The organism is Clostridium sp. B9 (assembly GCF_050509515.1).
GTDB lineage: Bacteria > Bacillota > Clostridia > Clostridiales > Clostridiaceae > Sarcina.
Genome location: NZ_JBNWKA010000003.1, coordinates 439795 through 452570, shown reverse-complemented (window position 1 = coordinate 452570; position 12776 = coordinate 439795). Strand labels below are relative to the sequence as shown.

Sequence of the window (12776 nt, the reverse complement as noted above, 5' to 3'; positions counted from 1 at the left end):
TTAGCCTTAATTTTCCCTTAAAAAACTTTTAATTTTATTTTTTATTAAGCTGTATTTTAATAATATTTAGAAATCAATAATAAATTTAAATATGGCCGAATCAAAAAAAGCAGTCTACAAACCCTATTCAGATTTGCAGACTGCTTTTTTGATTATCTAGACTAAGATTCTCTAGCATAAGCTATTCCTACACTTTTAACCCCTACATGTACACCTATAACGGCACTTATTTCACCAATCATAGTATCTAAATCTAGCTCATCTTTTAATCTTTTAGCAAGATCAATAGCTTCATCTTCAGCTAATATGTGACATACAACTGCCTTTTTGATTCCGTGCTCTTTTATCTCATGACTAACTGTATCTACTATTTTATCTATGGCTCTTTTCTTAGTTCTAACCTTATCCATTACAACAACAGCACCTTCTTTAACTGTTAGTATTGGATTTATTTTTAGAACTTTTCCAAACAATGCGGCAGCTCCACCTATTCTTCCACCTTTTTTAAGATTATCTAAAGTTCCTGGAATAAATACTATTTCTGATTCCTCTATAGTTTCTCTAACAATTCTTGAAACTTCATCAAAATCTTTTCCTTCTTGAGCAGCTTTAGCTCCTTCTATTACTCCAATTCCAAGAGCCATTACTGATGTATGTGAATCAATAAGATCAATCTTTGTATCTGGATAATTTTCTAATATCATACTTTTTATAATATGTGAAGTGGTATACGTTCCACTTAATTTAGATGATATAAACGCTGCAACTATATCATGACCATCCTTAGCAAACTTCTCAAAAGCATTATAAAACTCTTCCATTGAAGGTTGTGAAGATGTTGGAAGTTTATCACACTTGTCTAATTCAGCATAAAAAGCCTCACTATCTATCTCAACTTCCTTATAACTTTCTCCATTCATTATAACGCTTAAAGATACTATCTCTATTCCGTACTTCTCAGCTAATTCTTTTGGTATACAACTAGTACTATCTGTAATTACTTTAACAGCCATATATTCCTCCTAAAATTTAAATACATTATTTTAGCATTTAAATTATCTATACAATAAAATGCTAAATTTTTAATTTACTTCTCGTAATAAGCTTTATCTATATAACTATATTTATGCTTTTACAACTAATCTTATATTGAATTGTCAATATTTCTTTTCTTAAATTCATATTAACAACAACTATTTTTTAACAATATATTATTCATTTTAACATCTAATTCAATTTTGTAAAACTTTTTTCAATACGGAACTGGATTTAAAATTATTTTTTGTAATTTTCTACATATAAATAAACCATATCAAACACTTATCTGATATAGTCTATTCATATTCTATTTATCTTTGTTTTCCTTTAGATCTTTTATTATATCTCTAAGCTCTGCCGCTCTTTCAAACTGAAGATTCTTAGCCGCTTCTTTCATTTCATCCATATATTGCTTTATAAGTTTATCTAGTGGAATATCTTTCTTAGTAGCATTTTTAACTTCTGCCTTATAATCCGCTTTCTCCTCTGAAACCTTTGTAACCTCTATAACATCTCTTATACCTTTGATTACAGTAGTAGGAGTAATTCCATGCTCCTCATTGTATTCCATCTGAATTACTCTTCTTCTTTCAGTTTCCTTGATTGAATTATTCATAGATTTAGTTATATTATCTGCGTACATTATAACTCTACTATCAGCATTTCTAGCTGCTCTACCTATAGTCTGAATTAAAGATGTTTCTGATCTTAAAAATCCTTCTTTGTCTGCATCTAAAATAGCGACTAATGCTACCTCTGGTATATCTAATCCTTCTCTTAAAAGGTTTATACCTATTAATACATCAACTTCTCCAAGTCTAAGTTCCCTTATTATCTTCATTCTTTCAATGGTATCTATATCTGAATGCATATATGTGGCCTTAACATTTAAATCCTTAAGATACTTAGTTAGGTCTTCTGCCATTCTCTTTGTAAGAGTTGTTATAAGAATTCTAAAGCCTCTTTGAACAGTTTTTTGTATTTCTCCATAAAGATCATCAATTTGTCCTTGTATTGGTCTTATTTCTATTACTGGGTCTAAAAGCCCTGTTGGTCTTATTATCTGCTCCGCAATAACTTCTGAATGTTCTAATTCATAATCACCAGGAGTAGCACTTACAAATACAACTTGGTTTATTTTATTTTCAAACTCAGTAAATTTAAGTGGTCTATTATCAAAAGCACATGGAAGTCTAAATCCAAAATCAACTAATGAAGTCTTCCTTGATCTATCCCCAGCATACATAGCTCTAACCTGTGGTAATGTAACGTGACTTTCATCTATAAACATTAAGAAATCATCTGGAAAGTAATCTAATAAAGTTTGAGGTGGAGTTCCTGGTGCTCTACCATCTAATATTCTTGAATAGTTCTCTATTCCTTGACAGTACCCCATTTCTCTAATCATTTCTATATCATAGTTAGTTCTCTGCTTAAGTCTTTGAGCCTCTAAAATTTTATCCTCAGCAGTAAGAACTTTTAATCTCTCTTCAAGTTCATCTTCTATTACACCTATTGATTTCTCTAAGGTTTCTTGAGAAGCAGCAAAGTGAGATGCTGGAGTAATAAGAACATGCTTTAATTCTCCTATTATATTACCTGTTAAAACATCAAATTCTCTAATCCTATCAATTTCATCTCCAAAGAACTCTACTCTTATCCCCTTTGATGAAGATGATGAAGGAATAATATCTAAATTATCTCCCCTTACTCTAAATGTTCCTCTTGAAAAATCTATATCATTTCTTTCATATTGTATTTCTATAAGCTTTTTAATAACTTCATCTCTATCTTTTTCCATTCCCGGTCTTAAAGAAATAGTAAGTTTTTTATATTCTTCAGGATTACCAAGACCATATATACATGAAACAGAAGCAACTATAATTACATCTCTTCTCTCTAAAAGTGCTGATGTTGCTGAGTGACGAAGTTTATCTATCTCGTCATTTATAGATGCATCCTTTTCTATAAAGGTATCAGTTTGAGGTACATAGGCTTCTGGTTGATAATAATCATAATATGAAACAAAATATTCTACTATATTGTCTGGAAAGAACTCTTTAAACTCTGCGCAAAGCTGAGCTGCTAATGTCTTATTGTGTGCTAGTATAAGTGTAGGTTTTTGAGTTCTCTCTATTATATTAGCCATAGTAAAAGTCTTACCTGAACCTGTAACCCCTAAAAGAGTCTGTCCTCTATTTCCATCCTCAAGTGATTTAACCAATTTATCAATAGCCATAGGTTGATCCCCTGTAGGCTTAAACTTTGATTTTATCTTAAATTCTCCCATTCTTTTCCCTCCTTGTTACAAAAGGATTGCATAATAACCTACTTATAAAACCTGTTACTACATTCGAAAACTAACAATTTTTAATATATAAGTTTATTTTACAACCCTTTTTAATATCTATTAAGTTATACCTATTTATTTTTATCTATTTTTTGTTCTTCCTCTTGAGAAGCCTTTTTCAATTTTTCTATAAGCTCATTTACTTCTCTATCAAATGAAACTCCTTTTGGAACTAATACCACTCCAAAAAGTTCTCCTCTATTTTTACTTGGAATATTATGCTCTTCTATTTTACCATCTTTTTTCCTTATTTTAATAGTGACTCCATAATAATTCTTCTTTATTGCCATGAATACATCTTTTTCACTTTTTGGAGTTTCACCATTTATTTTAATTATTCTATCTCCACTTCTTAATCCCTTTTCATAAGCTGATGAATTAGGAAGAACATCTAATATACATATATCTTCTTCACTTGAAAAATATAAAGGCTCCCTTTTACTTTCAAGTTTATCCTCTAATCTAATCTTAATCTCATATAAAAAAGGAACTACTATAATTAAAATAATGGTTAATATGTAACTGTAATTTAATATGTAAGCTAATATTACTATAACTACACCATATATTATATCACTTATTCCTGATGCTAAAATCTTACTATTCTTATCTCTTGTAAATGTTGTTGAATCATAAGATATAACTCCATAAGATGCTACACTTACTATAGTTGCACCACCAACTATGGTAGCTATGTTTTCTAATCCTAAGAATGGTAACCATTGAGGTAAAGAATTAATCTCATTAACAAATGAACTTCCGCCATTAACTCCTAATATAACTAAAAGTCCTATAGGTAACGCCCAGAATCTCCTAAAGCTAAATCCTCCTACTAAATTTCCATCCTTCTGTGTAAATATAGGTAGATATCCCTTTTTCCCATCTACCATTATTAAAATTCCTTCAGTTATTGAAATAACTCCAACTAGTGTAATTATTGCTGTTAAATTTATTGAAAAATTAAATCCTTTAGCAATATAAGTAGAATTGATGCCTAAAACAACACCTATTATTCCTAAAATCATTGCTATGTATGGTATTTTAAGAAATTTATTTTTATAAACAATTGAAAATATTGATGCCGTTAATATTACATCAACTAATGAACTATTTTCAAAGGTTATACCTAAAAAACTTAGAATTAAACTTGCTATTATTCCTCCTAAAATACCTATTAAAATTTGTGATAATGTTAGCTCAAGAGGAGTATAAACACTCCTCCCAAGCATTAATTTTTGCATAAATGCAATTTTTCTATTCTTAAAGTAGAATAAGATACCTATTACTATTAACATTAAAGCTAAGGTAGGACTTACCAGTGCATAAGATACTGCTCTTAATGTTTCTATAACAAGATTCATTTCAAGTCCTCCAAGTTTCTGATTATATTATTTATTGTTTATTTCACCCTCTATAACCTCTAAAGCTTTCTCAAATTGAGGATCAGTGCTTCTCATATATGGCTTTTCTTTAAGCTCTGCTGGATATTCAACAGTTATATCTGGTGATATTCCTTTCTTATGAATATTTTCACCATTTGGAGTATAGTATTTAGAAATTGTAACCTTTAATGCTGTTCCATCTTTCTCATTTCCTATTTTGTCTAAAACAACCTGAACTATACCTTTTCCAAAGCTTGTTGTTCCAACTAATGTTCCTAAATCATAATCTCTTATAGCTCCTGCTACTATTTCAGATGCTGATGCTGTACCACCATCTATTAATACTACTAGAGGCATACCTTGTGCTATTCCACCTTTAGATACACTTTCTTCCTTGTTTCCATACTTATCTATTGTGGATACTACAACTTTATCTTTAGGAACGAAGTTTGAAACTAAATCCACACACTCTTTCATGAAACCACCTGGATTTCCTCTTAAATCTAATATTAACCCCTTCATACCCTTTTCTTCTAAAGCTTTTAATTGTGTTTCAAATTCTTTAGCTGTACCTTCATCAAAGGCTAAAACTTCAATGTATCCAATATCGCCATTAATCATCTCACTTTTTACATTGACAGTCTTAATCTCATCTCTCATGACATTTACGTCAAATTCGCCTTTACCTTCTCTATATAATGTTAACTTTATGTTTTCTTTCGTAGTTCCCTTCATCATAGAAACTGCTTTATCCAATTCTTCTCCAGAAACAGGAACATCATTTATTTTTACTATGACATCACCTGTTTGTATTCCTGCCTTCTCAGCTGGTCCTCCTTCAATAGGTGCTACAACTACTATTTTATTATCTTTAACACCAACTTGAATTCCTACTCCCATGTAATTGCCTTGGCTCTTCTCTTTAAAATCTTTAAATTCTTTTTCATTCATATAGTATGAATACTGATCACCTAAAGAAGCTACCATTCCCTTTATAGCACCTTCTGCAAGCTTACTGTCATCAATTTCTCCATCATACCACCTATAAAGCATTTCTCTAACTTCTAATACCTTTTTAAAATTTTCAGTATCATTTACCTTTTCTAAAGAGGATTGAACTGCACTTACACTAGTTAAAGGTAGTACTCCCAATGCCGTTAATCTATTTCCCGCATAAACAGATACCCCAACCATAAGTGTTAATCCTAACCACATAGCAAGTGCTCTTAACCCCTTTTTCTTTTTGTTACCCTTATTATTCTTAATATCCAAGTTATTATCATCTCTGTTACTCACAAAAACCCACCCTTTCAAAAAAAAGCTTAAAATACGCTATATTTAAATAGTTTACGTATTTTAAGCTTTTTATATTCTATATTAAATATTAAACGTCTAAGAATTTTCTTAAAGCTATTATACTACCTAAAGCACCGATTACGATACCTGCTAGTATAAACTGCCATGACATTGTTGTTAATACATAACTTGGTGCTACAAGTTGAGGCATGTATAATGATGATCCAGCCATAATTTTTCCATATAGCCAGTGATATCCACCATATAAAAGCCCTGTTGATAATACTGCACCAATCAATCCAATGATAACACCTTCTATTACGAATGGCCATCTTATAAACCAGTCAGTAGCTCCAACGAATTTCATTATTCCAACTTCTCTTCTTCTTGAGTAAACAGTTATCTTTATAGTATTTACGATTAAGAATAATGATACACCTATGAAGATTACTCCTAAAACTAATCCTACAGTGTTTATTATCTTAACGAAAGCATTTATAGTTCCTAGAAGTTGCTCATCATTTCCCACATCTTCTATACCAGGCATGAATTTTCCGTCAACCTTAACTCCCTCTTCAACTGAAGTTGCAATATCTGAGCTAGTTAATCTTACTATGTATGATGCTGGTAATGGGTTATTCTCTTTACTATATCCAGCTAAAATTTCTTTATTATAATCACTTGTGTTTTCCATATTTTCAAAAGCTTGATCTTTTGATTCAAAAACTACTTCTTTAACACCACTGATTGTTTTTAACTTGTCTTCTATAGCTTTTTGCTGATCTTGTTTTATGTCATCTTTAAGGAATACCTTAACCTCTACTTTATCTTGAACATCTGTTACACCAGCTTTTACATTTAAAGCAGTTAATAAGAATGCTCCAAATATAAATAATGTTGTAAGAACAGTTGCCACAGAAGCAATACTTATTGTTCTATTTCTCTTTAAACTTTTGAAAGCATCTGATATGAAATATCCTACCGTACTAAACTTCATATTCATATCCTCCCTTCTGAACGTCACTAACTACTTCTCCCTTGTCTATAGCTATAACTCTCTTCTTCATTGAGTTAACTATTTCCTTAGCATGAGTAGCCATAACAACTGTTGTTCCAGCCATGTTTATATCATCTATTAATTCCATAATCTCTTTAGCTGTATCTGGGTCTAAGTTTCCTGTTGGTTCGTCAGCTATTAAAACTTTTGGATTATTTACTATAGCTCTTGCTATTGATACCCTTTGTTGTTCTCCTCCTGATAACTCACTAGGGAACATTTTGTACTTATTAGATAATCCAACTAATGATAATACCATTGGAACTCTTTTTCTGATTTCCTTAGGTGTAGCTCCTACAACTCTCATTGCGAAAGCAACATTCTCGTAAACATTTAAAGTTGGTATTAATCTAAAGTCTTGGAATACCATACCTATCTTTCTTCTATGATAAGGTACTTGCCTTCTCTTTATTTGTGATAAATCTTCATTTCCCATAACGATGTTTCCAGTAGTTGGTTCAACTTCTTTTAACAGCATCTTTATGAAAGTTGATTTACCAGCTCCACTAGGTCCCACTAAGAATACAAACTCACCCTTATCAATGTTTAAGTTAACATTTGACAAAGCTTTTACATTCTTGTTATAGACCTTGCTAACATTCTTAAATTCTATCATTGTTAACACTCCTTAATAACTTTTTCTAACTCAACAAAATAATAATCTAAACCCCCGTTTAGATGTAACATATATTTAAATTTACCCAATTGCTATCAACACTAATCTATTTTTCTATTTTACTCTATTTTTCTACATTAATCTACTTAATTTTTGTTAAAATTTTATGTGTTAATGTAAAGCATCTTAATTATATCATAATAAACTTCTAAATTTCTACCAGGTCAAGAAATCCCTCTCCAAAGACCTCTTTAGCATCATTTACTGTGATAAATGCTTTAGGATCAATCTCTTTTATTTTAGTTTTTAAACTTATAAATTGTCTTCTATTTACCACTGCATAAAGCATTGTAACTGGTTCATTTGAGTATGCACCTGTTCCTTGAATCTTAGTACAACCTCTTTCTATTTCTTTCATTATTACCTGGGAAATCTCATCACTTTTCTCACTTATTATTAGAAGTTGCTTACAAGAATTAAATCCTTCTATTATTTTGTCGATTAATGTACCCATTATAACTACACCAATCAATCCAAATAATGCTTTATCAACTCCAAAAACTAAAAGTGCACATACAACTACAACACAGTCAGCACATAAAAGTGATTTACCAATATCAATGTGTACATATTTATTTAAAATCTTAGCAATAATCGCAGTTCCACCTGTTGATGAATTTTGACTAAACACTAATGCTATCCCTAATGCAGCTACAGCACTTCCAAATATAGTAGCTAACAGCATATTTTCAGTAACCGCAAATGTAGGTAAAAAGCTTTCTATTAAACTTATAGCAAATGATAACCCAAATGCTGCATAAATACTACGCCCTCCAAAGTTTCCTCCAATAAGCCAAAAGGCTAAAGCAAACAATATTACATTAGCAATATTCATAAACATCCCTTGTGACATGCCAGTAACCTTGTTTATAACTAAGGCTAAACCAGATATACCACCTGCGGCAATATCATTAGGATAGTAGAAATACTCTAAAGATACAGCTAAAAGAATTACTCCTAAAGTAATTATTCCATACTCTTTTAATGTTTTCATACTAATTTTCACTTAAATTCCCCCTTTTATTAGATTTAGTAATATTTATATTAACTCTTTCACGTAATTAATTTATTACCCTCAATTTTTAATATTACCATCTTTATTCATATTTTGGCAATTTAAATCCATTATCATTAATCATAAATAATATAAATCATAATATTTTGAAGATAAATTTTCAAGTTATTATTACCCCAATATATTTAAAAGCTCTACTATATTTTAAATAACTTTCAAATACTATAAAAAAAGCAACATGAGAAATTTACTCATGCTGCTTTAATCACTATATTATAGAAGTAATTGGATTATTTCTTTAAACTCATTGCTTTCTTAGCAGCTTTAACTGCTTCTTCTGAAGTTAATCCATAAGCTTTTAATAATTCGTCTGGTTTACCACTCTCTCCGAATGTATCTTTAACACCAACTTTAACTACAGGTACTGGATATTCTTCTCCAACAACCTCAGCTACAGCTGATCCTAATCCACCGATTATATTATGCTCTTCTAATGTAACTATTGCACCAGTTTCTTTAGCAGCTTTTATTATAAGCTCTTGGTCTATTGGTTTAATAGTATGAATGTTTATTAATCTAGCATTAATTCCCTCTTTTGCTAAAGCTTCAACAGCTTCTATAGCAACGTCTACCATTATTCCAGTAGCGAATAGAGTTACATCAGTACCTTCTTTTAATTCTATACCTTTTCCAATTTCAAACTTGTAATCAGGTCTGTCATTTATTACATTAACACCAGCTCTTCCTAATCTTACATAGCAAGGGCCATTGAATTCAGCAATTGCTTTTATAACAGCTTCTGTTTCAATAGCATCTGATGGACATATTACTGTCATGTTTGGAATACTTCTCATTAATGATAAGTCTTCTATTGCTTGGTGAGATGCTCCATCTTCACCAACTGTTAAACCAGCATGAGTAGCACATACTTTTACGTTTAATCTTGGGTAACATATTGAGTTTCTAATTTGCTCAAATGCTCTTCCAGCAGCGAACATAGCAAATGTACTAGCAAATGGGATTTTTCCACAAGTTGATAATCCAGCTGCTACTGACATCATGTTTCCTTCTGCTATACCCATGTTTATAAATCTTTCTGGGCAGTTTTTCTTGAAATCTGCAGTTTTAGTTGATTTTGAAAGGTCTGCATCTAAAACTACTACGTTTGGATTTTCGTTAGCTAATGCAGCTAATGCTTTTCCGTATGCTTCTCTAGTTGCTATTTTTTTTGCCATTAGTTGTCCCCTCCGATCTCTTTTATAGCTTGCTCACATTGCTCTTTAGTTGGAGCTGTTCCATGCCAAGCTGCTTCGTTTTCCATGAATGAAACACCTTTTCCTTTAACTGTGTTACAAACTATGCAAGTTGGTGCACCTTTTGTACTTCTTGCTTTTTGTATAGCATCTATTATCTCATCAAAGTTATGTCCATTTATAACTATTACATTCCATCCAAAAGCTTCGAATTTCTTGTCTATAGGACATGGGCTCATAACTTCTTTTATGTCTCCATCTATTTGTAATCCATTGAAGTCAACGAAAGCAGTTAAGTTATCTAGTCTGTAATGAGCTGCTGACATAGCTGCTTCCCAAACTTGACCTTCTTCTAACTCTCCATCTCCTAGGATTGTGAATACTCTGTAATCTTTGTTATCTAATTTACCAGCTAAAGCCATACCTACAGCTGCTGATATACCTTGACCTAAAGAACCAGTTGACATGTCGATTCCTGGTAAATCGTTCATATTTGGATGTCCTTGAAGGTTTGAACCAAATTTTCTTAATGTAGTTAATTCAGCTGGATCAAAGTATCCTCTTCTTGCTAAAGCACTGTATAAAACTGGTGCTGCATGTCCTTTTGATAAAACGAATCTATCTCTGTTAGGATCTTTAGGATTCTTTGGATCAATATTCATTTCTTTGAAGTATAGTGTTGTAACTATATCTGCTATTGATAGTGATCCACCTGGATGTCCTGATGCTGACTCAGTAAGCATAGTTACTATGTCTTTTCTTATAATTTTAGCCATGCTTGTTAACTCTTGTATCTTGTTGCTCATAATGACCTCCTGTACATTTATGTAAACTTTTTTTAAATATTATCTTATCTTTTTGCCAAGTTAATTCTATCACAAAAAAAGTACTTTTCCTATAGCAATTTTATAATTATGCTAATCTTTTTACCTTTTTTACTTTCATTAAGCATATCACATAATGTAATTAGACTACTCTATTTAGTGTTGTTTTTAATCTTTTCAAGAGATTTTTCATAGAATTAAGTCTATAATAGTATATCCTGGATATTTTTTTCTATGAAAAAGTTTTAAATAGAGTATCTTATTTCTCGCTTTAATACTATACAAAAAATTATATCGATTACATAAAATTTTTTTTAATTTAATTCTTGCTATATAAAAAAATCACTCCAAATTTCTATGTTTATTTTAATTATTATATAAAATTAAAGGCTATGATTAAAATTTTAATCATAGCCAAAATATATTTCTCTTATTATTATAAATTTAAACTAATTAGTAGAGATTTATTCACCTTTTTCATATCAACTTCTGTCATATGTCCAATTTTTTCTTTAAGTCTTCTTTTATCTAAAGTTCTTATCTGTTCTAAAAGAACAACAGAATCTCTATTTAGACCATATTCTTCTGATGAAATCTCTACATGTGTAGGTAATTTTGCTTTATTTATTTGAGAAGTTATAGCCGCAACGATTACAGTTGGACTATATCTATTTCCTATATCGTTTTGTATAATTATTACTGGTCTTATTCCACCTTGCTCTGATCCAACAACTGGACTAAGGTCAGCATAAAATATATCGCCTCTTTTTACATTCAAACTAGCCATTTATATCACACTCCGCAAAGCCACGCCTCATATTCTATTTGATCAAAGTATTCTACTGAAGTTGCCTCTTCGGCATATTGAGAATTTATTAAAGCCATAGCTTTATACCCTTCTTTCATAACTTCATAAAAATCTTTTTCATTTTTGTCCTTACTATATGTTATTAGCTTTTGTCCTTTTAATTGACTAAAATTTTCAACTTTTTTTTCTTTTTTTAAATCTTGTTTATTAATCTTTGACTTTGACATGAACATCACTCCTAAATGTAAAAAGAGTTTAATTATGTATTGATTATATTACAAAATATGCCACTTTGTCAAAGACTTCCTCTTAAGTAAACGATATTTTTTGACACAAAATTCTATTTTTCTTCTACAAATTTCTATTTAATAAATTTTTTATATATTAATATGTAAAATAACAGCATTATTATTTATTTTATTGAATTTTTGAGGTTGTTCATTTTTAAAATTGTACAACCTCAAATTAAACCTACCCTTTAATTTTATTGAAGTTATTGAATTTTATAACAACACTCTCAGCATCATTTCTTCCATAAATTATAGCTTTATTCGGAACCTTTTTCTTCGCATCTATAATTATTACTTCTCTTGCAAAATTTTCATTGCCATTTAGGTCCTTAAGCTCTAATATAACTTCTGACTTTTCATTTTCATCACTCCATCTATACGTAATATTATGTTCTTGATTACATAAGTCTTTCAACTTATTTATAAACATAAATCTATAGAATTCATCGTAATCTTCAGCAACTTCATAAGTTTTATCATCTTTAAAGTAATTTATTATTATTTTATCCTCTTTGAATAACTGTTCTCTGTCATCTAGAACTATTTTTGTTCCCATTTCTTCATCGTAATAGATTCTACCCTTTTCTTGGAACTGACCTCTAGAATTTTTCACATCATATGTTACATCTGTCTCATAAGACTTAATAGAGAACATTTCTTCTAGTATTTCTTCTGGTGTTACATCATAAAACTTCTGGTAAGTAGCTAGTCCACCTACAACTATTAAGATTATAACTAATAGCATAATAAGTATAGTATTCCGTTTGTCCTTCATCATTTCCTCCTA

Annotated in this window: 12 protein-coding genes; all 12 read right to left on the bottom strand. The window is 30.4% G+C overall.

Translation table 11 applies throughout. The annotated features are described in order from the left end of the window. Window positions 1–161: 161 nt before the first annotated feature. Window positions 162–1013, bottom strand: coding sequence for a DegV family protein (locus ACQZHJ_RS02135; RefSeq protein WP_430483898.1), 852 nt, complete (start codon window positions 1011–1013; stop codon window positions 162–164). Window positions 1014–1345: 332 nt separating this feature from the next. Beyond that, on the bottom strand, window positions 1346–3328 hold the full coding sequence (gene uvrB / locus ACQZHJ_RS02130; protein ID WP_430483897.1) for an excinuclease ABC subunit UvrB: 1983 nt from the start codon (window positions 3326–3328) through the stop codon (window positions 1346–1348). A gap of 131 nt (window positions 3329–3459) precedes the next feature. Next, window positions 3460–4749, bottom strand: a complete 1290-nt coding sequence (locus tag ACQZHJ_RS02125) for a PDZ domain-containing protein (RefSeq protein WP_430483896.1) — start codon at window positions 4747–4749, stop codon at window positions 3460–3462. 27 nt (window positions 4750–4776) lie between these two features. Next, complete coding sequence (locus ACQZHJ_RS02120; RefSeq protein ID WP_430486850.1) at window positions 4777–5985, bottom strand: S41 family peptidase; 1209 nt, start codon at window positions 5983–5985, stop codon at window positions 4777–4779. A 169-nt stretch (window positions 5986–6154) separates the two neighbouring features. Further along, complete coding sequence (ftsX, locus tag ACQZHJ_RS02115) at window positions 6155–7063, bottom strand: permease-like cell division protein FtsX (protein WP_430483895.1); 909 nt, start codon at window positions 7061–7063, stop codon at window positions 6155–6157. Next, window positions 7053–7739: a cell division ATP-binding protein FtsE gene (gene ftsE, locus ACQZHJ_RS02110; RefSeq protein WP_430483894.1), complete on the bottom strand. Its 687-nt coding sequence runs from the start codon at window positions 7737–7739 to the stop codon at window positions 7053–7055. The genes ftsX and ftsE overlap by 11 nt, the downstream gene beginning before the upstream one ends. A gap of 208 nt (window positions 7740–7947) precedes the next feature. Further along, window positions 7948–8805 (bottom strand): YitT family protein, encoded by an 858-nt coding sequence (locus tag ACQZHJ_RS02105; RefSeq protein WP_430483893.1) that lies wholly within the window; start codon window positions 8803–8805, stop codon window positions 7948–7950. A 299-nt stretch (window positions 8806–9104) separates the two neighbouring features. Continuing rightward, the gene (locus tag ACQZHJ_RS02100) at window positions 9105–10049 is read right to left on the bottom strand and encodes a transketolase family protein (RefSeq protein WP_430483892.1); all 945 of its coding nucleotides are present in this window, start codon (window positions 10047–10049) and stop codon (window positions 9105–9107) included. Next, a complete protein-coding gene (locus ACQZHJ_RS02095) occupies window positions 10049–10873 on the bottom strand; it encodes a transketolase (protein ID WP_430483891.1) in 825 nt (274 codons plus the stop codon). Before ACQZHJ_RS02095 ends, ACQZHJ_RS02100 begins: the two co-directional genes overlap by 1 nt. A gap of 454 nt (window positions 10874–11327) precedes the next feature. Then, window positions 11328–11678, bottom strand: coding sequence for a type II toxin-antitoxin system PemK/MazF family toxin (locus tag ACQZHJ_RS02090; RefSeq protein WP_430483890.1), 351 nt, complete (start codon window positions 11676–11678; stop codon window positions 11328–11330). Window positions 11679–11683: 5 nt separating this feature from the next. Further along, window positions 11684–11926 carry a hypothetical protein gene (locus tag ACQZHJ_RS02085; protein ID WP_430483889.1) on the bottom strand — a complete coding sequence of 81 codons (243 nt, stop codon included), beginning with the start codon at window positions 11924–11926 and terminating at the stop codon, window positions 11684–11686. 244 nt (window positions 11927–12170) lie between these two features. Further along, complete coding sequence (locus ACQZHJ_RS02080; RefSeq protein ID WP_430483888.1) at window positions 12171–12764, bottom strand: germination lipoprotein GerS-related protein; 594 nt, start codon at window positions 12762–12764, stop codon at window positions 12171–12173. Between the last annotated feature and the right edge of the window lie 12 nt (window positions 12765–12776).

Coding starts and splice junctions, on each gene's coding strand:
- ftsX (WP_430483895.1), bottom strand. CDS start 7,063: ATGAAGTTTAGTACGGTAGGATATTTCATATCAGATGCTTTCAAAAGT.
- ACQZHJ_RS02135 (WP_430483898.1), bottom strand. CDS start 1,013: ATGGCTGTTAAAGTAATTACAGATAGTACTAGTTGTATACCAAAAGAA.
- ACQZHJ_RS02125 (WP_430483896.1), bottom strand. CDS start 4,749: ATGAATCTTGTTATAGAAACATTAAGAGCAGTATCTTATGCACTGGTA.
- ACQZHJ_RS02090 (WP_430483890.1), bottom strand. CDS start 11,678: ATGGCTAGTTTGAATGTAAAAAGAGGCGATATATTTTATGCTGACCTT.
- ACQZHJ_RS02085 (WP_430483889.1), bottom strand. CDS start 11,926: ATGTCAAAGTCAAAGATTAATAAACAAGATTTAAAAAAAGAAAAAAAA.
- uvrB (WP_430483897.1), bottom strand. CDS start 3,328: ATGGGAGAATTTAAGATAAAATCAAAGTTTAAGCCTACAGGGGATCAA.
- ACQZHJ_RS02095 (WP_430483891.1), bottom strand. CDS start 10,873: ATGAGCAACAAGATACAAGAGTTAACAAGCATGGCTAAAATTATAAGA.
- ACQZHJ_RS02100 (WP_430483892.1), bottom strand. CDS start 10,049: ATGGCAAAAAAAATAGCAACTAGAGAAGCATACGGAAAAGCATTAGCT.
- ACQZHJ_RS02120 (WP_430486850.1), bottom strand. CDS start 5,985: ATGTGGTTAGGATTAACACTTATGGTTGGGGTATCTGTTTATGCGGGA.
- ftsE (WP_430483894.1), bottom strand. CDS start 7,739: ATGATAGAATTTAAGAATGTTAGCAAGGTCTATAACAAGAATGTAAAA.
- ACQZHJ_RS02080 (WP_430483888.1), bottom strand. CDS start 12,764: ATGAAGGACAAACGGAATACTATACTTATTATGCTATTAGTTATAATC.